General features: G+C 56.9%; 21 protein-coding genes. 2 read left to right on the top strand and 19 right to left on the bottom strand.

Annotated features, from left to right (window positions below):
• Positions 1-94 precede the first annotated feature (94 nt).
• The 10 genes from DWA01_RS02170 to DWA01_RS02125 all read right to left on the bottom strand — a co-directional run bounded on the left by DWA01_RS02170 (position 95) and on the right by DWA01_RS02125 (position 10,211).
• Positions 95-1,078 (bottom strand): tripartite tricarboxylate transporter substrate binding protein, encoded by a 984-nt coding sequence (locus DWA01_RS02170; protein ID WP_114284002.1) that lies wholly within the window; start codon positions 1,076-1,078, stop codon positions 95-97.
• Positions 1,079-1,143: 65 nt separating this feature from the next.
• Positions 1,144-2,625 (bottom strand): tripartite tricarboxylate transporter permease, encoded by a 1,482-nt coding sequence (locus DWA01_RS02165; RefSeq protein WP_114284001.1) that lies wholly within the window; start codon positions 2,623-2,625, stop codon positions 1,144-1,146.
• 41 nt (positions 2,626-2,666) lie between these two features.
• Entirely contained in the window at positions 2,667-3,224 is a 558-nt protein-coding gene (locus tag DWA01_RS02160; protein ID WP_114284000.1) for a tripartite tricarboxylate transporter TctB family protein, read from the bottom strand.
• Positions 3,221-4,201 (bottom strand): TRAP transporter substrate-binding protein, encoded by a 981-nt coding sequence (locus DWA01_RS02155; RefSeq protein WP_114283999.1) that lies wholly within the window; start codon positions 4,199-4,201, stop codon positions 3,221-3,223. The genes DWA01_RS02160 and DWA01_RS02155 overlap by 4 nt, the downstream gene beginning before the upstream one ends.
• 618 nt (positions 4,202-4,819) lie before the next feature.
• On the bottom strand, positions 4,820-5,749 hold the full coding sequence (locus tag DWA01_RS02150) for a LysR family transcriptional regulator (protein WP_114283998.1): 930 nt from the start codon (positions 5,747-5,749) through the stop codon (positions 4,820-4,822).
• 85 nt (positions 5,750-5,834) lie between these two features.
• On the bottom strand, positions 5,835-6,719 hold the full coding sequence (locus DWA01_RS02145) for an AEC family transporter (RefSeq protein ID WP_114283997.1): 885 nt from the start codon (positions 6,717-6,719) through the stop codon (positions 5,835-5,837).
• A 55-nt stretch (positions 6,720-6,774) separates the two neighbouring features.
• Entirely contained in the window at positions 6,775-7,587 is an 813-nt protein-coding gene (locus DWA01_RS02140; protein ID WP_419186976.1) for a beta-keto acid cleavage family enzyme, read from the bottom strand.
• 129 nt (positions 7,588-7,716) lie between these two features.
• Entirely contained in the window at positions 7,717-8,196 is a 480-nt protein-coding gene (locus DWA01_RS02135; RefSeq protein ID WP_160115942.1) for an OsmC family protein, read from the bottom strand.
• A gap of 108 nt (positions 8,197-8,304) precedes the next feature.
• Positions 8,305-9,117 carry an alpha/beta fold hydrolase gene (locus DWA01_RS02130; protein ID WP_114283995.1) on the bottom strand — a complete coding sequence of 271 codons (813 nt, stop codon included), beginning with the start codon at positions 9,115-9,117 and terminating at the stop codon, positions 8,305-8,307.
• Positions 9,114-10,211: an LLM class flavin-dependent oxidoreductase gene (locus DWA01_RS02125; protein WP_114283994.1), complete on the bottom strand. Its 1,098-nt coding sequence runs from the start codon at positions 10,209-10,211 to the stop codon at positions 9,114-9,116. Before DWA01_RS02125 ends, DWA01_RS02130 begins: the two co-directional genes overlap by 4 nt.
• A 216-nt stretch (positions 10,212-10,427) precedes the next feature.
• Here DWA01_RS02125 and DWA01_RS02120 point away from each other — a divergent pair, with 216 nt between their 5' ends.
• The gene (locus DWA01_RS02120) at positions 10,428-10,940 is read left to right on the top strand and encodes a flavin reductase family protein (protein ID WP_114283993.1); all 513 of its coding nucleotides are present in this window, start codon (positions 10,428-10,430) and stop codon (positions 10,938-10,940) included.
• Complete coding sequence (locus DWA01_RS02115) at positions 10,937-11,956, top strand: Gfo/Idh/MocA family protein (protein WP_114283992.1); 1,020 nt, start codon at positions 10,937-10,939, stop codon at positions 11,954-11,956. The genes DWA01_RS02120 and DWA01_RS02115 overlap by 4 nt, the downstream gene beginning before the upstream one ends.
• 614 nt (positions 11,957-12,570) lie before the next feature.
• Here DWA01_RS02115 and DWA01_RS02110 read toward each other — a convergent pair.
• The 9 genes from DWA01_RS02110 to proS all read right to left on the bottom strand — a co-directional run bounded on the left by DWA01_RS02110 (position 12,571) and on the right by proS (position 22,543).
• Complete coding sequence (locus DWA01_RS02110) at positions 12,571-13,692, bottom strand: Gfo/Idh/MocA family protein (RefSeq protein ID WP_200832487.1); 1,122 nt, start codon at positions 13,690-13,692, stop codon at positions 12,571-12,573.
• 2 nt (positions 13,693-13,694) lie between these two features.
• Positions 13,695-15,182 carry a tripartite tricarboxylate transporter permease gene (locus DWA01_RS02105; protein WP_114283990.1) on the bottom strand — a complete coding sequence of 496 codons (1,488 nt, stop codon included), beginning with the start codon at positions 15,180-15,182 and terminating at the stop codon, positions 13,695-13,697.
• A complete protein-coding gene (locus DWA01_RS02100) occupies positions 15,182-15,730 on the bottom strand; it encodes a tripartite tricarboxylate transporter TctB family protein (RefSeq protein ID WP_114283989.1) in 549 nt (182 codons plus the stop codon). The genes DWA01_RS02105 and DWA01_RS02100 overlap by 1 nt, the downstream gene beginning before the upstream one ends.
• Positions 15,731-15,797: 67 nt before the next feature.
• A complete protein-coding gene (locus DWA01_RS02095) occupies positions 15,798-16,904 on the bottom strand; it encodes a Bug family tripartite tricarboxylate transporter substrate binding protein (RefSeq protein ID WP_114283988.1) in 1,107 nt (368 codons plus the stop codon).
• Positions 16,905-17,774: 870 nt separating this feature from the next.
• Positions 17,775-18,374 carry a c-type cytochrome gene (locus tag DWA01_RS02090; RefSeq protein ID WP_235008397.1) on the bottom strand — a complete coding sequence of 200 codons (600 nt, stop codon included), beginning with the start codon at positions 18,372-18,374 and terminating at the stop codon, positions 17,775-17,777.
• Between the two features lie 159 nt (positions 18,375-18,533).
• A complete protein-coding gene (locus tag DWA01_RS02085; protein WP_114283987.1) occupies positions 18,534-18,911 on the bottom strand; it encodes a carboxymuconolactone decarboxylase family protein in 378 nt (125 codons plus the stop codon).
• A 149-nt stretch (positions 18,912-19,060) separates the two neighbouring features.
• Positions 19,061-19,738, bottom strand: a complete 678-nt coding sequence (locus tag DWA01_RS02080) for an ABC transporter ATP-binding protein (protein WP_114283986.1) — start codon at positions 19,736-19,738, stop codon at positions 19,061-19,063.
• Positions 19,731-21,017 (bottom strand): lipoprotein-releasing ABC transporter permease subunit, encoded by a 1,287-nt coding sequence (locus tag DWA01_RS02075; protein WP_114283985.1) that lies wholly within the window; start codon positions 21,015-21,017, stop codon positions 19,731-19,733. The genes DWA01_RS02080 and DWA01_RS02075 overlap by 8 nt, the downstream gene beginning before the upstream one ends.
• Positions 21,018-21,205: 188 nt before the next feature.
• On the bottom strand, positions 21,206-22,543 hold the full coding sequence (gene proS / locus DWA01_RS02070; RefSeq protein ID WP_114283984.1) for a proline--tRNA ligase: 1,338 nt from the start codon (positions 22,541-22,543) through the stop codon (positions 21,206-21,208).
• Between the last annotated feature and the right edge of the window lie 374 nt (positions 22,544-22,917).

Here is a 22,917-nt window from a genome sequence, read left to right as displayed (position 1 = left end):
CTCTTATAGCGGGCGCCCGGCAGGTCCTGCCGGGCGCGTGCGACAAGGCAGGGGGCGCGGCGCGAAATCGCGCCGCGCCCCCTGCCGCCCCGCCTTATTGTGAGGTCAGCTGTTTGACCAGTTCTTTATACGCGACGTTCTGCTGTTCGCGCAGCTTCTGGTATTCAGGTCCATCCATCAGGTCGATGGTTTCATTCAGACGGCCCATCATGCGGGTGAAGGTTTTGTCCTCAACCAGGTTTGCGAAAGCTTCGGTCAGCTTGGCAACCACGTCATCCGGGGTGCCGGCAGGTGCCAGTACGATGCGGTGCATGAAGCCTACATCGCCCTCAACGCCAACTTCGGCGAAGGTGGGAACGTCGTCAAACATACGCTCTGCCCCGGCAGTTGCCAGAACACGTACCTTGCCCGAGTCGATCAGCGGCCCAAGCGTGGACGGGAAACCCATCGTCACGTCAGCGTCGCCATTGAGCAGCGCCTGCAGAGCTGGTCCGCCACCTTTGTAAGGCACCAGGTTCAGGCTGATATCGCGCGCCTTCATGATCTGAGCCGCCGGGACAAACAACGCGCCCCAGTTGCCGGAGTGGGACATACGGATGCTGTTTGGATCTGCCTTGGCAGCCGCGACCAGGTCTTCAAACGTCTGGTAAGGGCTGTCAGCCGGCACAACGACACCGATCTGCGCATAGTTGATCCGGGCGATTGGAATAAAGTCTTCATTCGGATCATAGGGCAGATTTTCAACGTGCTGTTGCAGCATGTCGATGTAGTTGTGGGTGAACAACAGGGTGTAGCCATCCGCAGGTGAATTGGCGACTTCCTGGGTTCCCTTTTGCCCGCCGGCACCTGGAGTCAGGCGCACAATCATCGCCTGGTTCAGATACGTTGGAATGATCGATGTAATCACACGGGCGTTCAGGTCATGCGACCCGCCAGCACCCAGCGGAATGACCATCGTGATTGGCTTTTCCGGGTAATTATCGCCGCCTTCTGCAGTGGCCATTCCCAGCGAAAGCGCGACGGCTACACCGGCAGCGGCTGCCGTTGTCGCGGCCCGTTTGAAAGTATTAATGAACATTTGTATCCTCCCTTTGCATCGTAAAGTTATTTAAAACCAGACGGGTGATGCCCCCCGTGCAGATATCAGTCGGACGGAACAGTCTGCATCCGCCTCCAAAGTATGAATCCTATGACCGGTGTCGCGGCCAGCAAGCCGAGGGCAAAGAGCCGCTCGTTGAACAGAAATCCGATTGAATCGCCGTTGCCCATCGCGATGGTCTGACCAAAGGCGTATTCCATCGGTGGCCCAAGAATGAAGCCCATCACCATCGGCATGACATCAAACTTGCCTGCCTTTGCGAGCAATCCGAAAATCCCGAAACCAACCAGCATCAGCAGGTCAAACGTGTCGGAACGGAAGACATAAGCCCCTGCAAAAGCGAACATAATCACCACCGGTATCAGGATCGAAGTCTTGATCATGACGAGGCGAGAGAAGAACGGGATCGACAGGTATCCGATCACCAGGAACATCAGGTTTGCAAAAACCATCGCAATCAGAATTGCGAAGACAGTTGCGCCCTGCTCTTCAAACAATTGCGGCCCCGGACGCAGCCCCTGGGCGACAAAGGCGCCCAGCAGGATCGCTGTCACATTGTCCCCCGGGATGCCCAGCGTCAGCAGCGGCACCATCGTCGGACCATTCACCGCATTGTTGGCGGCCTCAGCGGCGGCAACCCCCTCGAGGTCGCCTTCACCAAAGGTCTCGGGATGATCTGAAGCGTTCTTGGCGGCCGCATATCCCATCATGGCGGCAACCACCTGGCCCAGACCGGGAACAATACCGATGCCGGTACCAATTACGGTCGAGCGGCAAATCGTGCGGAAGGAACCAAAAAACTCCATCCGGGTCAGACGTTCCCCCATCAAAGTCGCCAGTTTCTGCGCTTTTTCATTGCGGATTACGACGCCGGCAATCTCGGGGATTGCGAACACACCAATCAGCATCGGCAGCAGCGGAATGCCTGATTTCAGATCGAACAAGCCAAAGGTAAAGCGCTCAACGCCCCCCATGGGATCGGTACCGATAAAGGACAGCCACAGGCCGACAGCCATCATGATCAGGCTTTTGACCGGACTGCTGCCCGAAGTTGCCGCGATGATAACGAGGCTAAGCAGGAGCACAGCAAACAGTTCCGGCGGGCCAAACTGCATCACCAGGAACGCGATCGGGAAAATCATGAAGATTGTGAAGATGTCGCTGGCGGTGTCGCCAAACACCGAGGAAAACAAAGCCATGTCGAGCGCTTTGCGCGACTTGCCCTGCTTGGTCAGCTGATAGCCGTCACGCGAGGTTGCGACCGCCGCACCCGTGCCTGGCATGGAAATCAGGATGGCGGGAATGCTGCCGCCAAAAATTCCACCCTTGTACACACCAAGCAGAAACGGAATGCCGACCACCGGATCAAGGAAAAACGAGATAGGAAGCAGGATGGCCATTGCCATGAGAGTAGTAAATCCAGGCAGAGCCCCGACCAACATGCCGCCAAACAGGCCAGCGCCCATCAGGAGAAATGTATCCAGTCGCATCGCCATACCGAACCCGGTGATGAACTGTTCAAACATGTGTTTTCCTTTTAGTTTTAGTTCTGGCGTTCATTGAAGTCTCAGCCTCCCAACATGCGGGCGTAAAAGAATTCGATGGCGCTTAGTTCAGGCAAAGACACTGCCAACAGGCGTGTCGCCGTCAGATACAAGAGAATGGGACCCGCCACAGACAGGAGCAGGATTTGCCAGACGGACCGGTTTCCGGCCAGCCACGAGATCAGGATCATCGCAATCGCCGAGGAAATCAGAAAGCCGAACGGCTGCATCGTCAGCGCATAAAAGGTCATCAGACCAAAGAGCATGATGCCGCGTTTCCAGCCCTCGATGGAGAAGCCGGCAGCATCATCCGGGTCGGCATTGCGGGAGCGCCAGAAAATGAATGTCCCACAAAGCAGCGCCAGCAACGACAAAGCGATCAGTGGGAACAGGCTGGGTGGAATAGCTGTCAGTGATCGGCCAAACAAAACCTTGGGCGGTGCCACCAGTGCGCCGATAAAAGCAACACTCAGAACAGCGAGCACCAGCAACGTGCCGATTACGGCCAGTTCAGCGGTGAATTTCAGTTTTCCGGTTTTCATTGGCGTCTCGAATTCATCGTGTTTTCCTTCGGCAATCATTGAGGCGCCCCGGTCCGGTGTGTTGCGCTCTGTTGCGCCTGCGCCGGGGCACCGGCCAGGTCTTGTTCAAACAGATCGAGCAATCCGGCGTCAAAACCGCGCCGCGTCACCGCGACTTCGCCCGCGGTCGCGGCGACAAACATGGCGCGCTCCGCCGCCGAGAGCTCAGTGATTTCGACCCCTTCACGGCGCATGGCATCCATGCATCTCACATCGTCTTCCGCTGCAAATCCGCGTTGCATTTCGGTGGCTTCGGCAACAGCGTCCAGAACCGCTCTCTGCACAAACGGCGGCCAGGAGTTGAAGGCCGCTTTGTTGAACAGCACAAGTGCAACGCCCAGAAGATGCCGGGTCAGGGTAATGTGCCGATGGGTCTTGTGCAGTTCAAAATTGAAGATATTGGTCAGCGGATTTTCCTGGGCATCCACCTGCAGGTTTTCCACCGCAGCGGGCAGATCGCGCACATCGATGGCCATCGGTTCAAAACCAAGCGTGCGGAAGATGCGCTTGTGATCCTCATTAGCCAGAGTGCGGATTTTCAGCCCCTGGCAATCTTCCGGCGTCCGGATCCTTCCGCGCGCAGAAGATATATGACGCAAACCGTTGTCCCAGTATCCCAGCACAGCAAAGCCGGTTTCCTCGGCAACCTTCTGTGCAAGGCGTTTTCCAAGCGCCCCGTCCAGAACCGCATAGGCCTGCTGGCGGTCAGGGACGACAAAATGCTGATCAAACAGGCCCAGATCCGGCACCCGCTTCACCAGATAGCTGGAGGAAAAATAACAGGCGTCCAGCTCACCGCTTTCGGTCAGTGACAGCAGATCAGACGCCTTGTGGCCATCGGCCACAATGTCCTGCGTGAATTGCACCGTGACCGCATCGCCGACGGACCGTTTCAACGCACTGCAAAAAGCGTTCACACCGCGGCTGTGGACCGATTGGGCGCCCTGATAACCACCGAACTTAAGAATGATGCTCATTGTTTCCGCTCCAGAGACGGGCGAAGCAGACCTGATAAACCCGCGCCATTCCAAACGCCCGCTTCAGTGGCCAACTGGCCGCCGGCCGGACAAACCGGACTGTATTTCCCCTGTTTCACATCTCACCCCTGGTAAATATCGTTTTTTTAAGGTTACGCTTTATCGCTGCGAGAACAAATTATGAGTTCTTATGTCTGCGTTCAGGAAAGATGATGGAGATTGGCCTTAGCTGCCACAACTTCACTCTCACGCTTCGCACAGGCAAGACAGACCGGGTCCCGCGCAAATTTGCCGGCAGATCAGCCCTTGTTTCACAGCAACGTGTTTTATTCCGGAACCGCCAACACCCTTGTGTTCATTGCCTCTGCCACCGAGATGCCAGGAGACGCTGTGGGCGCATCTCCGTCCCGGCCTGCGCCGCAGTCAAATGCTTCATTCCGACATCCTTTAGTTCATTGGTTGACCAATCGGGCTGGATCTAAACCAATATCCAATAAAAATGTTAAGCAAAAGAGCTGTCTTTGTATACAACTATTAAATATGGGGGATCAGAAATTACCGACCGGTCGAGTGCAGTCTAATTGGTTGACCAATTAAAAGCCTCGATAATTCGTGATTTCACCGGAAAAAATGGTCCCTGCACTGCTGGCAACTGCGACGGATTTCGTCACACAGCTCGTCGGCAAAAATCTGAGCAACTTTTGGCGGCGCTTTTGTCGCCGGCTCAATCAACAGATAGTCTACCGTCAGAAGCGGATCGAGAATCGGCGACAGGCTCATCTTTGGATCGTCCAGTTTCGACAGGCACAGGCAACCTGGCAGCACCGAACACCACTCGCCGCGGTCAAGCATATCCAAAGTCGTCATCATACTGTCCAGCTCCATAACCGAATGGGCAGACGCGCAAAAATTACTGAGATACTGATCTATCCTGGCCCGGCGGGCATTGCCCGGTCCGGGGAGCATAATCTTGAGTGGCGGCGCGGTGGCCAGACTAAACTGAGCGGCGGAGGCCTGGCCCTTTCCAAGCCGCCTTATCAGCACTTCAATATCCGTCTCAACATGTGAAGAACGGACGCCGGCAGGAAGATCGCCACCCGGGACCACGGCAAAATCAAGCTCGCCATTCGCCACCATTTCTGTAAGCGCCATGCTGTAGCCTTCGACAATCCTGACATCAACAAAGGGATTTTGATCGGAAAAGCGCATCAGGGCCGGAGCGAGCACCGATCTGGCAAAAGTGGGCATAATACCGGCGCGCACGCTGCCATAAAGCTCTCCGGAATGTGTTTCCACATCCTTTTGCAATTGATCAACTTCCAGGAGAATACGGGTCGCCCGCCAGTAAATCCGGTCCCCGGCTTTGGTCGGGGACACCCCGGTGGAGGCCCGCTCAAACAGTTTCAGCCCCAAAGTCGCTTCCAGGTCGCGGATTTGCATGCTGACGCCCGACTGAGTCGCGTTCACCCGGTTGGCCGCTGCGGTGATGGAATGCTCTTCATAAACAGCGACAAAGAAGCGCAAATGTTGAATCTTAACATTCTTCATACTGTAGGATGTCGCCTTATTGGGGGTATCAGATGTATCATTTGCGGCAAAGGCTAGCTTATTTTTGAATTAAAACAAGTCGTTCTCACAGAATTGCCAGTTGGCCCGCCCCCCAGAGCAGTACGGGCAAACAGAGAAAAGTGAGCAACGTCGAGGCCACGACGGCGCCGGCAATTTTGCCCGGGTCAGGACGGTACCTCTGCGCAAAGACATAGGTCACGATGGCTGTGGGCATCGTCGCCATCACAAAAACCGTCCCGGCGACAGGGCCCTCTAATGACAACAGGCGAATGATAATCAGCGCGCTCAGCACACCGATCACCAGCCGCGCGCAGGCGATAATGATCGCGGGCCTGAAATCAGCGATCGACAATCCGGCGAGCGAATTGCCCAGCATAATCAACATCGCCGGGATCATCATTCCGCCGAGAATATCCGTGGTTGTCAGGATGACTTCCGGGACTTCAATTCCGGTTGAAACCACCAGAACCACGCCAGCGACAGCATAGATAAGCGGTTGCTTCAGAAGATATACAATCCGGTAGCTGCCCGATGCGATCGAAAACCCGACCGAGTGCTGCAGCAGCGCAATGACAAAGAAATACGACACCCCCAGCCGGAGCCCCTCCTCGCCAAAAGCCAGCAGCACCAGCGGCAGCCCCATGTTCCCGGAATTCGGAAACATCAGGCTGGGCAGGTAAGTGCGCAGGGAAAACCCGCTCACTTTCACCACAATTAACCCAAGTACCGCGGCAATTGTCACACTCAGAAACGCCGATGCCGCCATATTCAGCAACATCTCGATACTGACGCCAATTGAGGTCAATGTTGAGAAAATCAGCGCCGGTGTCGCCACCAGTATGACCGTTGTACTGAGCGTGCCAGCATGCAGGTCGATTTTTGAACGCCCCATTAAAAACCCAATAAGCGTGATCAGGACCACAGGCCCGAGGACATTCAGCATCTCCATTATTCAAACACTCCTGCGAATTCTGTCACCGCACTGAAACGGTCCGGATAGGACTTCACGCGCCGCGTGCCGCCACTTTTCCTGCGGCGCGCGTCTCAGGACCGGTTTCGGAAATCAGCTCCCGGACCCGCGCAGCGTTGTCAACGGCGACTGAACCGTCCTGATTTAACAGGTTATTTTCAAATCCAATCCGCGCTTTCCCTCCCAGCCGGATCGCCTCTGCCAGACAGACGGTTTCCTGCTGCCCGAAGGCGCAGACCGCCCATTGTGCCCCGCTCAGTTTATTGGCCCTGCGGGCAACAAAAGGGGTAAGATCGCCGACAGAACTCTGCTGGTTTTCCGTGTATCGGCCCAGCACAAAAAGCACTTCCAGGTCAGTTTCCGGAATCACCTGCTCGCGCACCAATGTGGCCAGCTGCAGCACTTCTTCGGGGGCATAAAGGATATGCTGGACACCGATCCCGGCCTCATGCGCCCAATTGTAAAAGCGCTTCAGCTCCTGCTCCGGCTCACCGGCCACCATTTCCCGCAACGCAATGGACACAAAACCCGGCATCACATCCCGCACCAGCTGGCGCTGCTGCAAAGGCGTATAACGGCCGACAGCTTCGGTGGTGATCTGCGCCACAAACCCCGGGGTCTTGCGTGCGAGTTCGACAAGCAGTTCGCGATACAGGCCCGCATCCAGCACATGCGCCCCCTGCGCATCGCGCACATGCGCATGCATGCCACCGGCTCCGGCGCGCTGACAGGCAATCGCGTCTCTGACGATTTCGTCGATGTGAACCGGCAATGCAGGGTGGTCTTTTTGTGTGCGTCTGGCACCGTTCGGTGCCACCAGGATCTGAGGCAAGGCAGAAATTGACATTATGGCTCCAGGGTAAACAGCGCGTCCGCGCCCGGGTCAAACCGCTTGCGGCGACCCGGGCGCGGACCATATCGATGATAATATTGACGCCCACAGCGCCAGGCCGGGGCATTCCGTTGAGCGTTGTGATCAGGTCGTTTGGATTTTTTCACCATTCAGCACCCAGTTCTCGATCACACGAGTACCTGATTCCTGCAGCATTTTTGAGACGGCACAGTGATGTTTCAGATCCTCGGTCACCTGCACAGCGCCTTCCCTCGAGCCTTCATAGGTCACGGTAATATCCAGGATCACCTCCGGAAACGGAATGGCGACCGGGGAAATCAACCGTGTACCATGGCTGTCCATGGTGACGGAGATATCGATATCCATTTCGGTGAATTTGACCCCATATTTCTCGGCCAGCTTGTTGGAAATTACCTGGGTACAGCCCAACAGGCCCATGAACAGGTATTCCACCGGCATCGCCCCCTGATCGGTGCCACCGCGCATCACCGGCTCATCAATGATCACCGTTTTACCGCGCGCTGTCGCGGTGGAGCGGGTGGAGGTTTGCTGGCCGCCGTTGACGCTGAATTTCCAGATCGGTTTTTCTTTGATGGCACCCATTGTTCTGTCCTTTTTGGAGCGGCCGGGGAATATCAACATTCCTGGCGACCGGTATTGATAAACAAGTCCTGCGGCGCCCGGTCTTGCGCGCGCCGCTGGCGGTATGTCTCAGAGGATAAGGAAGCCCTTGATAGCAGCGCTAAACCGCGCGGGTTGTTCAAGGTTTGAGAGATGCGCCGCACCCTCGATCATTATGAACTCCGCGCCGGGCGTGGCCTCTGCCATGGCCTGCATCGCGTCAACAGGTGCCGCCGGATCGAACTCGCCGGTGACATAGAGTACCGGACAGGAAATTGTGGGCAGGTCTTTGAGCATATCCAGAGTTTGCAGGCATCTGGCCACCCCTTCATAGCCAACACCTGCAGTGGCATTGATCATCGCGCGCACCGTGGTCAATTGCGCTGCATTGGCCGGGTCCGCAACAAAGTCGGCGGTGAACCAGCGCCCGAGAGTGGGTTCGACCAGCGCCGCAATACCACCCTTCTGTAACACGGCGATATTGCCGTCCCACATGGCTTTATAGGCCTCAGGCGCCACAGCGCGTGCATCACAACAAACCAGACGGCCGATCCGGCCGGGACGGCTCAAAGCCAGTTTCAGCCCGGTCATTCCGCCGAGAGATATACCCATGAAATCAGCAGTTTCGATATCAAGATGGTCCATCAGGGCGATGACATCGCCTGCCAGTTGTTCGAACGTGTAGGGTGCAGTTCCCGGATCACTTGCGCCATGGCCGCGCCCGTCATACCGGAGCACCCGCCGACAGGCGGTCAAAGCGCTGATCTGAGGATCCCAGACCCGCCGGTCGGTCGCCAGAGAGTTAGACAGCACGATCCAGGGCGCGCCCTCAGGCCCCTCGACATGATAAGAAATACGCACCCCGTCCGGGGCGGTGACCTCACCGGTATTCAAGTTATTCATTGTTCACCTGCTCCTAATGCTGCGTTGATTTTGGGCAGCACCTGTTCCGCCATAAGGATCATCGAACGCCGTCCGAGATCATAGTCTGTCCAGTCATGCCCGGCGTAGACCAGCTTGCCAAACGGTCCGGTCTGCTCCTGAAACGCGATGACCTGATCTGCGACACTGGAAGCGTCACCAAAGATGACCAGCCGGTCCATCACATAGTCGAGCGTGACATCATCATCGCTCATATTCTGGTCTTCTTTGAACAGGTTCAGACGGCCACCGGCGCGCAGCTTGGTCAGCAGTTGCGAATAATACAGCACGTAGGGACTGTCGGGATCGCGGGCATAACTTTTGGCAGTGGCCATGTCATCGGCGACACAGATATTTTTTGCCACACTCCAGTTTTCAAACTTGGCTTCGCGCCCCCCCTGTGCACAGCCCTCTGCATAGTTCGGCCAATGGGTTGCGACCCATTTGGGCAGCAGGAAATTCGCTGAAATGGGTTCCCAGCCACGGGCGGCCATCGCCGTTACGCCTTTGGAGAAGGGGGCAACAACGGTGCCAACGATGGGCGGGTGCGGCGCCTGGAAGGGCTTCATAATCGCCCCCTGCCCGATCTCCGGCATCATCGTTTTCTCAGTGGTAATATTATAATAGTCGCCGGTCAGATTGTAGGGGGGCTCACCCTCCCAGATCTTCAGCACCATGTTAATGCATTCGATGAACATGGCGTTGCGGTCGCGGTCAAGATTGCCAAAAACCTCAGCATCCGACATCAGCCCGCCAGGTGATATGCCGAAGTTAAAACGTCCCTCCAGCATATGGTCCAGCATAGCGACTTCGGCTGCAACCCGCGCCGGGTGCGAATTCGGCATATTCACGGTGCCGGTGCCCAGACGGATGTTCTTGGTCTCGTAGGCGAGGCTGGCAAGGAAAGCCACCGTCGAGGTGATGATCTCAGCCTGATCGGTGGTATGTTCGCCGCAATAGCCTTCTACAAACCCCAATTCATCAGCCAGTATAAAGGCTTCACGATCCTCGCGCAGACTTTGGGACACGGGTTTTCCCAAAGGGTGAATCGGCATTGTAAAAAACGACAGTTGCATCTGTTTCTCCGGATATGTCACAGCGGTTGCGACGATTATGCCCGAGTGCTCAAAGCAGCGATAATGGTGGTTTCTCATGCCTGTTATCAGATTTTCAGATAGCCTGACGGGCGCGCGCATATCAGGATTTCTGAATGCCGGCATAAGAACTCATAGTTTGTTCATCTGAGGGAATTCCGGGATAAGTGGGATGAAACCGACATAAGGGATCGCAAAATGAACGCCATTGCTACAGATATAACGCAAACCGAAATCGACCCTCTGGCGCTTCGGGATGTCCTTGGGAAATATGCCACCGGTGTGACCGTGGTGACCACCCTCGGCGACAATGGAGCGCCGGTCGGACTGGCCGCGAACTCCTTCACCTCCGTGTCACTCGACCCACCGCTTATTCTTTGGTCTTTGGCGCTGAAGGCACCAAGTCTCGGCGCATTCCGCGAACATTCATCCTTCGTTATCAACATCATGTGCGAAGAGTCCAAGGATCTTGTAATGAATTTCTCCAGACCTTCCACCGACAAATTCGCTGGTGTGGACTGGCAGCCCGGCCTGGACGGCGCGCCGGTTCTCACCGCCGCATCTGCAACGCTGGAATGTGAAACAGTGGAGCGTATTTCCGGTGGGGATCACGAGATCTATATCGGCCGGGTCCGCCGCATCAGTAAGTCTGAAAAAGCACCACTCCTGTTCCACCAGGGTCAGTTTGCTCAGCTCGGTGAAAACCTGTGAGCGTGCGTCCTGAGCCCTGTAGCATTGTCATTGCCGGCTTTGGCTGGTGGGGAAAACACTTTGCGACCAGATTGCAAGACCATGAAACGATCCGCATCGCCGGCATTGTCGAGCCTTTTGAAGGCAACCACGCAAACATCCGCGCGATGGGGCTGGAGGTCATTACCGATCTGTCAGATGCCCTGCAGAGAGACGATGTGGAAGCGGTCGTTCTGACCACGCCCAATCTGCTGCATGAAGAACAGGTGATCGCCTGCGCCAAAGCCGGCAAACACGTCTTTTGCGAAAAACCACTGGGGCTGACCGCCGCCAGTGCGCGCCGCTCTGTCGCCGCCTGCAAGGCAGCAGGTGTGCAGCTGGGCGTCGGGCATGAGCGCCGGTTTGAGCCTGCAATGCAGGCGCTGAAAACCGCGATAAAGGCGCCGGAATTTGGCACCATCATGCATGCGGAAGCCGCCTTCAGCCATGACAAGCTTATTGGCACTCCGGCCGGCGACTGGCGCACCTCCAAGGAAGTCTGTCCCGCAGCGGGCATGACCGCCATGGGCATTCATCTGACCGATCTGTTCATTTCGTTCTTTGGCCGGGTGAAAACCGTTCAGGCGATGACCGCAAGCCGGTCTCTGGGCTGGGAAACTGGCGATCTGGTCACGGCGCAGCTGGGTTTTGAAGCGGGTATGACCGCGACACTCAGCGCTGTTTTGCACACACCTCACTTCATCCGGATGCATGTATTTGGCACTGACGAATGGATCGAGGTCCTGAACGACACCCATCCCGATACACCTGGTGGCAAAGTGCGCTACCAGAAATCCCGCACTGGCCAGCCTGTTGAGCAGACAACCTATGACTGGGCAGACTCTGTGTCTATGAACCTTGAGGCGTTCATAGATGCAGCGCAGGGCAATTCGGACTACCCGTTCACCATGGACGAAATGGTGCATAATATCGAAGTGCTGGAAGCTATCAAAATTTCGGCGGAAGAACAAAAAACCGTGTTCATCGCCGACCTCTGAACAGAGGACAGCCGGGATGTAAGGCAGCTTCGCCGATCCCGGCGCCTAACCTGTCCCCGCGCCCACTCGGATGGCTCCCGTCATCCAGGCGGCACAGGTCTCCCGAGCCGGACCGACTGGCCCATCCTGTCACATGACGTGTATGCGCTGGTCGGCCCGGTTTGGAGACCCGGCACCTGAACACAAGTGACAGTGATACGTGCGGGCGACCGACACATTTGCCGTCAGCCCCCCCAAAAAATGACCGACAGCAGAACAGGCCCTGGGACCCCGGGCGAAATCTGTATTCAGGGGCGCTGGTGTACTGCGGCATTTGGAAGGCCAATACCGGTTTGAGGCTTGAAGCACCGATGCGTGCTGGCGCCGCTTCTGTCGTTACATGAGAACCAGCACCTAGTCCGCGAACGGACCTACAGCCTCAGTGCAATAACCGCCCGTCTTAGTCGAACAGCAGGGCGAAACAGGGTGGGTTGCCCGGTGGTTTTATTGCCAATGGAATGCACGTGGTCCCAACAGGAAAAGGCAGGACCCGGGTCCTGCCTTTTCGATAATATACGCTTTGCGGCGCAGAGGCTGAAGGGGCGATGCCCCTGCCCCTTCAGCCTGCCAATGCCCTAGGCCATCAGCTGTTCCGGCGTCACCGGCAGCGAGATGACCTTGCCCTCACGCGCGGAAAGATCCATCGCCATGGTCAGCATCAGGTTCCGGTGCCCGTCCGCCGCTGTGGCGTGAGGGGTGGATTGCCCGGTATAGAGCCGCTGGAACCAGGAGTTGGTTTCTTCACGCATCGGCCCCCAGAGCTGGTCGTCATGCATGTCGCCCGGAGGGTAGCTTGTCAGGAAATCCACATGCCGTGGCGCACCGGGATCAAAGCCTTCGGGCGCATATCCTGCGCCTTGCGCTTTTTCCGATGCCAGCACCAGGTCGCGGTGGGTATCCTCAATGTCGATGATACCTTCTGTGCCAACGATACCCACTTCAATACCGTAGACCGAACCCGGCCAGACCGTGGGCAAAGCCCAGCTGATGTTCATGCTAAATATGGTGCCATCATCCATGGTAAAGACGCCAAATGTTCCGTCCTTGGTGCCGTATTTCCCAAGCGCCTTGTCACAAGACTGCGCATAGACAGAAACGGGTGATTTGCCTTCCATCAGCCACATACACATGTCCAGGCTGTGGGTGCCGGAAACCACCATAGGTGTCAGGTTGGCGCGGTCCTGTGTGCGGGCCAGCGTAGCGATCGGCACCATTCGGTTCATGAACGCCCGCGCCACGACGGAGGTCACATCCCCGACCTGACCGGTGATCAGCCGTTCTTTAACAGCCAGGAACCGGCGGCGGAATCGCTGGGTGTAGCCGACCACGGCGTCCACCCCTGCGTCCTCAATAGCGTCAAGGATACGTTTTGACTCAACCGCATTCGTGGCCAGCGGTTTCTCGATGAACAGATCAAGGCCGCGCTCTACAGCAAACAGCGTTGGATCCATGTGGTAGTTTTCATCGGTCGCAATGATAACGGCTGTCACCTCGGGCCTGGACAGCAGTTCCTTGTAGTCGGTTGTGAAGAAATCCGCGTCAGTATCCGTTTTCAGTTTCTCACCAAGGTCAGATTTTACGTCGCACAGCCCGATCCAGCCGACACCTGGGTAGTCGCGAGCAAGCTCGCCGCGAATGCGCCCAATGGTGCCGCAGCCGACAATCGCGAGGCCAATTTCTTTTTTCTTCTTAGTCATCATCAAATCCCAGGCTGTGGTTTGTTCCGGAAGGCACGTAAGATTCCTTCGGAAATAATTGCGATAAGTGCGATCAGCAGCACGGTGCCGACATACTGGCTGGCGACAAAGCCGATTGATTTGTCTTCAAACACCATCATGGCGCGGCGCAGGTTTTCATCGGCCAGTGGTCCGAGAATGACACCCAGCACGATCGGTGCAGTTGGAAATTTGAAGTAGTGCAGAACAAATCCGGCAAAACCTGATCCGAACATAATCCAGACGTCGAACATGCTCAGGCGCACGGCATAGGCACCGATAACGCAGATCGGAATGATCAGCGGCAGCAAGACACCACGTGGCAGGCTGAACAGTTTGACACAGGGTTTGATCAGGCCAATCGCGGCCACATACATCAACAGGTTCGCCACGATCAGTGCGGCGTAGATGTAATAGATCAGCCCCGGATGGTCGATTTCGATGGTCGGGCCGACCACGACGTTTTTCAGTGCCAGCGCCCCCAGAAGCGCAGCAGCAGCGGCGTTGCCGGGGATACCCAGCGCCAGCAGAGGCAACAGGGAGCCGCCGATGTTGGCGTTATTGGACACTTCGGCACTGACGATCGCCTCATAGCTGCCTTTGCCCCATTTCGCCCGTTCTTCGGGTTTGGCACGGCGTTTGGCAATATCATAGGACAGGAAGGACGCCACATTGGCCCCTGCCCCCGGAATGGCACCGATCAGTGTACCGATGACCCCGGAGCGCACCGCAGTCGGGGCGTATTTCATCAGCAGGCTGAAGGGCGGGATAACACTGCCAACGGCCTCGGGAATTTTATAGTGATCCTTTTGCGGCAAGACGCGCAGCACTTCTGCAAGACCAAACAGCCCGATCAGCACCGCCACATAGTTGACGCCGTCCTGAAGCTCCAGAACATCAAAGGTAAAGCGGGACACACCATGGATCGGGTCAATGCCGACAAAGGCAATCAACAGGCCGATCCAGCCGGCGATCCAGCCTTTGAGAGGCATGCTGCCGGCGGACATGGAGCCGCTGACGGTGATGCCGATCATGGCCAGAAGGAACATTTCCCAGGATTTGAAATTCAGCGCAAAAGACAGCACCAGCGGGATGAAACCGACCAGCAGAATAATACCGACCCAGTTGCCGATAAAGGAGGCGCCAATCGCAAGACCCAGCGCTTTGCCGCCCTCGCCTCTGCGCGCCAGCGCATGGCCTTCAATCATCGTTGGCACCGCATCCGGCGTGCCCGGGATATTAATCATCACCGCCGAGATTGCACCGCCGAAGACACTGCCGGTGTACACACCCAGCATAAAGGACAGCGCGGTGTTCTGATCCATACTGGCAGACAGCCCGATCAGCAGCGCCATCGCCATGGTAGTGGACAGCCCCGGCAGGGCTCCCCAGATGATCCCAAGTGACACACCCGTCAGGGTGATAAGGAGGATATAGGGCGATATCGCCTGTAAAATTGCATCCCAAATCATCAGAACGACCCCGGCAATGGAACTTCAAAAACGTAGCGGAACACCCCGGCCAGTGAGACGGTCCAGAGTGCACCGACGGCCAGCGCCTTCATCAACCCGGCGCGCCAGAAATAGGCCAGCAACAGGGTCAGGGTAATCGTCGTATGGGTCTCAAACGCGCCGACAACAAGTTGGGTGTCAAACAGGTCGAACCGGTAGGTGAACGGCACCAGATCCAGCGCCAGGATGTAACTGCCGATGAATGCAAACAGCAGCGCGGTACGGGTAAAGGAGACCTCTTCGTCGCCCTCGTCTGCGACCGTCTCAGTGCCGCGCCGTTTCCAGGCGAGGTAGCCCAGCATCCCTGCCATAATCAGCAATGACGCGGCGGTTACAATGGGCATCAGGCCTGGGAATGTGGACACATCTCCCGGCATCTTCAGCTGGAACGCCTCAAACATAATCCAGATCGACAGGATCGCCAGAAACGCGGCGGCTATTAAATCCAGCTTCGGAGACGCAAATCCGGCGTTTTCGTCCTCGCCGGCGAAGGATGTCTTGGCAGTCATATCAGATCCTGTGGTGACTTCAGTTTAGCGCATTCCGGGGGGACCTGTGCCCCCCCGGAAATTTGATTTATCCGACTGGAGTGTATCCTTTCGGCGGCCACCAACCTTCAAAATCAGCAGGGGCCGGAAGGCCAAGATCTGCTGCAGATTTCACTTCAGCACCAATTTGATCTGAGAACTTGTTGAACGTATCAACGGTGATCGTTTCAAGTTTCGCTGCGGCTTTGTCCGCCTCGGCGCCGGTGCGGATATCGATCTGGAAGAACTTCTTATCGATCATTTCCTTGAACCCGGGCGAATTTGCAGCCGCGACAAAGGCCTCTTCAACCTGCTGCTGGATCTCTACCGGCGTGTCACGTTTCATGATGAAGTTATAGGTGGCGCCAATAGGCAGGAAGGATTTGATCTCAGAAATCAGACCGCCAACCGAAGGCATGACTGCGCCGTTTTCCAGCACGATATCTTTGGTGCCCGTCTGTTGCAGGCAGCGCATTTTGCCAGCCCGGATCAGGTCCACATGTTCGTGAACACCACCACCGGCAATATCGACTTCGCCCTGCAAACCCGCAAGCGTGGCGTTTTTGCCGCCCTTGTACGGAATGTACTTCAGATTGATCCCGGCGAACGAGCCAACGATCATTGCCAGCTCATGCCACAGACCGCCGGTGCCGGAGGTTGAAATCGAAATTTTGCCAGGGTTTGCTTTGGCCGCAGCGACGACGTCGTCAAAGGTCTGGAACGGCGAGTCGATTGGCACGGACCAGCTGGCGTTTGCGCTTGCCGCCTGAAAGAAGCTCCACTCTTCCCATGGCACCAAATCAACATGGCCCATGACGCGCACGAATTTGTTATAGTTCGCACCGCCCAGAACGGTGTAGCCGTCCGGTTTTTGCGCGTAGACATATTTCGTGGCCACAGCACCGACGGCGCCAGGTTTGTTGTTAACCGTTACCTTCCAGCCTTTTGCAGCGGCCATTTCTGAGGCCAGTTTGCGCATGATCGTATCGGTTCCGCCACCGGCACCATACATGACAACGATGGTAACCGGGCGATCCGGATAACCTGCTGCAAACGCCTGCGACCCCGGAATTGTAATCGTCAGCGCACCCATTGCGGCGGCCCCGGTGGTCAGCAACTGTCTCCGGCTCAGGCCGGTATCTTTAGTATTTTTCATTTGTTCTCTCCCTGATTTAAGTAATTTAGCCCGGCTTAACCTGTCCCTTTTTCAACGTTAAAATCTGTTCCGCCCTCCCCACACTCACCGGCGGCAAATGCACCTCTCCGGCCCCGCAGTTGTCTCCACCGGCGCGATTGGTGGCAGCGATTTTTTGCAATATGCGCAGCGCTGAACCGCGTTGTTCAATGGCAATCTTACTGATGCCACGGCCCGGAGTTTTAACAGCACTAAACCGGTCGCCGCGCAGGTGCCTGAAAGGCACGGGGTACGACCGAATGACACTTGCAGTCGGTGTCGCGGCCCGGACTATTTGAGTGAAACATATATGCACACATTATTTATTCCCGTTCAGGCCCAACCTGAAAACTAATGTTTCCTGATACTGGCCATGAATAAAGCTGATTGCCGGCGCCTGGATCGCGTGGTTGTTCGACGCTTTTGCGCTGTGCGGGCCGGCCCCCTGTGTTCATTGCCTCTGCCACCGGGATGCCAGGTGACGCTGTGAGCGCACCTCTGTCCCAGCCCGCGCCGCAGTCAAATGCTTCATTCCGTCATCCCTCAATTCATTGGTTGACCAATTTAGCTGATTGTAAACCAATATTCAATAAAATTGTTAAGCAAAAGAACAGGCTTTGTATACAACTATTAAATCTGGAGAATTGGAAATTGCTGACCGGTCGAATTCAGCCGAATTGGTTGCCCAATTCAGAAATCCCCGATAACCCGTGATTTTACCGGAAAAAATGGTCCTTGCACTGCTGGCAACTGCGACGGATTTCACACAAAGGCACCCCGGACATTAAACATGTCCGGGGTGCTGATATCTTCGTCATTACATATCTTAACGCAACGGGTGATCCGCCGCGCCTAGTCCTCTGCCAGCAGCGCGCGGAATTTTTCAGGGATCTGATCTATGGTCAGTTTGGCCTGTTCGTCCTTGTCATGCGCAAACGCCACCAGATCGGCAAGCTCGTCGCCAGTCAGGCTGATAAACTCACCCAATTCGTCTTCCTGCATCACCACCATCGCCGGCGCCCCACGCCACATCCGCGCGGAAAACTCAAACACGTTCATCGGGCCGGGCATATCAATTGCGTCCAGTGTAGGCGCATCTTCACCACCAACGCCGTTAACGGAATGGCAGACCGCACAGCCTTTGGTGGCAAACAATTCCCGGCCCCGGCTTGAACTCATATTCGGCAAAACCAGACCCACGCCTGCCATAAATTCGTCCAGATGCTCTTGTTCCGCAGCGGTCAGTTCATCCATGGTGCCAAAATCATGCTCGTGCTGATCATGCCCCCCGCCGCCACCTGCGTCAGCGTCATCATCAGCGTGAGCGTCAGCTGCAGTGGCTTTAACGGCTTCGCTTTCGCTATGTCCCGCACCGGAAAAGGACGCGGACGGGGCAAGCGCAAACACAAGAGCGCCAGCGAGAAGCATTGGTGATTTAAATGTATCAAACATCTGCGGTTCCTTAGACAGATTCCTCCGGGTTGTGCCTCCGGTCAGAGGCGGCGTCCGGACGGCGCCATTCACTGTGGCGTCGGTGCAGATCTATCGCAGGTTGCGGGACCAGAATATGACCCAGATCAATATATGTATATTATCGTCACCTTTATCCGCTCAATCCTCCAGTTCGTCAAAAACCTTTTTCGCCGCACGGAAACACTCCAGCGCCTGCGGCACACCGCAGTAGATGCCTACTACGTGAATAATGGCGCGGATCTCCTCTTTCGACACGCCATTGTTGATCGCCCCGCGGCAATGCAATTCCCATTCGTGCATCTTGCCCAAAGCACCGATCATCGACAGGTTCATCATGCTGCGGGTTTTGGCGTCGATCGCATCGTCATCCCAGCCAAAGCCCCAGCACCACGCGGTCATCGCCTCCTGAAACGGGCGGGTGAAATCGTCGGCCGCCGCCAGGTTTTTCTCTACATATTCAGCGCCCAGAGTCGCTTTGCGCTGTGCCAGCCCTTTGGCAAAAAGATCGTCATCCATTGGTCTTCTCCTGTTTAACCTGACTGCGGCGTACCGCCACACGGCAAATACTTAATCCAGTGCACCTGTATTATTCCAGCGCACTGGTTTTGGCGCAGTTCCACACTTGCGTGCCTCACTGACACATTGCGCTACGGCCGGGTCCCGGCTCAGCTGAGCAGACCCGCTTCCAGATACACAATCCGGTCCATCCGCGCCGCCAGTTCCATATTATGGGTGGCGATCAGCGCCGCCAGCCCCTCGCCGCGCACCAGCGCCATCAGGCTGTCAAACACCACGTCAGAGGTGGCCGGATCCAGATTGCCGGTCGGCTCATCCGCCAGCAACAGGCGCGGCTGATTGGCCAGCGCCCGGCAGAATGCAACCCGCTGTTGCTCGCCCCCGGAAAGCGCTGCCGGCCGGTGCGCCGCGCGTGCGCCAACGCCGACACTTTCCAGAAGATCAGACGCGCGACGCTTTGCCTGGCCGGCGCCAATCCCGTTGGCCAGTTGAGGCAGCACAATGTTTTCTGCAGCCGAGAACTCCGGCAACAGGTGATGGAACTGATAAATAAAGCCGATATCGTTGCGTCGCGCAGCAGTTCGTTTGCGGTCCGAAAGCCGCGTCATGTCCTGCCCTCCGATGCGCACATGCCCCGTATCCGCGCTGTCCAGCAGCCCGGCAATATGCAGCAGGGTGGATTTGCCAGCCCCGGAAGGTGCCACCAGAGCCACAGCTTCACCGGCATGCAATGTCAGATCAACGCCGCGCAATACCATGACTTCATTGGGCTTGCCGCGGTTATAGGCCTTCTCGATCCCGGAAAGCTCTAACATCACATCATTCATAGCGCAGCGCCTCAACCGGGTTCATGCGCGCCGCCCGGCGTGCAGGGAATATTGTAATGCCAAAGCTCAGCAGCAGCGACAGTGCCACCGCCGACAGCACATCCGCCAATTGAAGCTTTGCCGGCAACCGGTAAATGCCGCGCACCGACGCATCCCACACTTCGCCGCCGGACGCGCCATTGATAAACGCCAGGATCGGATCGAAATACAGCGCGAACAAGCAGCCCAGAAGCACGCCAAATGCGGTGCCAATCAACCCGACCAGCGAGCCGCACAAAAAGAACACCCGCAGGATCGAGCCTTCGGTCAGCCCCATCGTGCGCAGAATGCCAATGTCGCGGCCTTTGTTTTTCACCAGCATCACCAGGCCCGAAATGATATTCAGCGAGGCAATCAGCACCAGCACCGACATCAGCACGAACATCACGGTGTCCTCGATCTCCAGTGCACGCAGAAAACTGCCGGAGGCATCCCGCCAGGTCCAGACCAGTGCACGTTCGCCGCCCGCCAGCATGATTTCCGGCGCGAGCTCATCGATCAGATCGGGTTCCTCCACCATCACCTCAATCTCATCGGCCGATCCGCTGCGATTGAAAAACACCTGTGCCTGCTCAAACGGCAGATAGGCGCGGGTTTTGTCTATGTCATAGCGACCGGCGGTGAAAATATATGTGACGGTAAAAGCCGAGATGCGCGGGCTGGTGCCAAAGGCGGTTTTCACCCCGTCCGGCGAAATCAGCTTGATGCGGTCCCCCACTGTGACCCCCAACTCGCGCGCCACACCGGATCCAATGGCAATGCCACCGGAAAAATCAGCGATATCGCCAACTTTGCTGACCGGCGCTGCAATGCGGGGAATGCCCTGCAGGTCCTCCGCACTGATGCCGTAGACCTCCACCCCGGCGTTGCGCCCGCGCGCCGAGGCCATCACCTGGCCGCGCACCAGAGGTGCTGCGCGGGTGACACCTGGCACCATTGCGATGCGGGCAGCAACCGCGTCATAATCTTCAAAACCACGCAAACTGCGCCCGTCCGCCGTCACATAAGTGGACGAATAAACCGTCACATGGGCATTGGTGCCCAGAATGGTATCAACAAATTCAGCGCGAAAGCCAGCGCGCACCGCCATAGTGATGATCAACGCCGCCACTGCAAGCGTGATGCCGATCAGCGAAATCCAGGTCATGACACTGACCCCGCCATCGGCGCGGCGCGCCCGCAGATATCGCCAGGCAATCATCCATTCAAAACGGGAAAAGGGGGCGGTTGTGCGGGCCAAAATTTCACTCCTGTGACGTCGCGCTGACCTTGGCGGCGCAGCCCGCAAAGGTCAAGAAGGCAACAAGAAACCGGCGACAACCGCCCTTCGCCCGCTCACCGGCACCGCCCGCGGCCGCTCACCACCGGCGCAAAGATAAAAAGGGCACCCGCAGGCGCCCTTTTCACTAAATCGCAAACGCTGACGCCTTAGTGCTGCGCATAGATCTCAGCCAGCCTTGCCGCCGCCAGTTCCGGTGTCAGCTCTTCGCTTTCGCCGGTGCGCCGGCTGGTCAGCTCCACAACGCCATTTTTCAGACCCCGCGGGCCCACGGTGATGCGCCAGGGCAGACCGATCAGATCCATGGTGGCGAATTTACCGCCGGCCCGTTCTTTACGGTCGTCATAGAGCGGCTCGAGGCCCAGCGCGGACACGCTTTTATAGAGAGCCTCACAGGCCGCGTCCGCCGCCTCATCACCCTGTTTCAGGTTGACGATACCCACATGGAACGGGGTGACGCCTTCCGGCCAGATAATGCCCTTGTCGTCATGGCTGGCTTCAATGATCGCGCCCAGCAGACGTGACACACCAATACCGTGGCTGCCCATATGGACCGGAACATGTTTCTGGTCGGCATTGACCACTGTGGCGCCCATGGATTCGGAATATTTGGTGCCAAAATAGAAGATCTGCCCCACCTCAATACCGCGTGCAGTGGCGCGGCGTTCTTCTGGCACCTCATTAAACAGCGCCTCGTCATGGGTTTCATCCGTGCGGGCATAACGCGAAGTGAACTCTTCCAGTACGGATGCACATTGTTCCACATTGTCGAAATCGATCTCACGATCACCAAAACTCAGTTCGGTGACCGCGCTGTCATAAAACACCTCGGATTCACCAGTTTCGGCCAGCACGAGGAATTCATGCGTGTAATCCCCGCCGACCGGGCCACCATCAGCCCGCATCGGAATCGCCTGCAGCCCCATTCGTTCATAGGTGCGCAGATAGGCCACCAGATGGCGGTTGTAGGCGTGCAGCGCGTCTTCTTTGGTCAGATCAAAGTTATAGCCGTCTTTCATCAGGAATTCGCGGCCCCGCATCACGCCAAAACGCGGACGGACTTCATCGCGGAATTTCCACTGGATCTGATACAGCGTCAGCGGCAGGTCTTTGTAACTGTTGATATGGCTGCGGAAAATATCGGTGATCTGCTCTTCATTGGTGGGACCATAGAGCATGTCGCGGCCATGGCGGTCGCTGAGACGCAGCATTTCATCGCCATAGTCATCATAGCGGCCGCTTTCACGCCACAGATCGGCCGATTGCAATGTTGGCATCAGCACCGGAATATGGCCCGCTTTGGCCTGTTCCTCGTGCACGATACGTTCGATGTTTTGCAGCACCTTCAACCCGAGGGGCAACCAGGAATAAATCCCGGCGGAGGCTTGCTTGATCATGCCTGCGCGCAGCATCAGGCGGTGGCTGACGATCTGGGCTTCAGAGGGCGTTTCTTTGAGAACCGGCAGGAAGTAGCGCGACAGACGCATGGGTGGCACCTTTGGTTGATGAATTATTGCCTGTTCGTCTAGGCCATCGCGCCCGCCCAGACAAGAGATTGATCGCATCCGCGCCCGCCAGCTGGCCCGCGTTTTAATTCTTGCTGTGCTGCGCCAAAGAAACACGCCCAGATCAGCGCCCGGCAACGCGATACGCGCGACACCGTCGTCAGACCGCTCCGCTGTGCCACAGAACAGCGCTCAGGATCGGCGCGCACAGTTCACCAGCATGCCCTCTCTGGCGTCGCGCGTTTCACAGATCGGCGCCTTCTGGCCTGCGCCGGAAGCAAAGATGCCGTTTTACATGGGTTTTCCCCAGGGTACTCCACAGCTGATTTCCGCCGCAGGGTTGAAACGCCGCCGCC

The organism is Candidatus Halocynthiibacter alkanivorans (genome assembly GCF_003333265.1).
In the GTDB taxonomy this organism is placed as follows: Bacteria; Pseudomonadota; Alphaproteobacteria; order Rhodobacterales; family Rhodobacteraceae; genus Halocyntiibacter_A; species Halocyntiibacter_A alkanivorans.
Note: the sequence above shows the minus strand (reverse complement) of the source record. Positions and strands in the feature narration are given on the sequence as shown.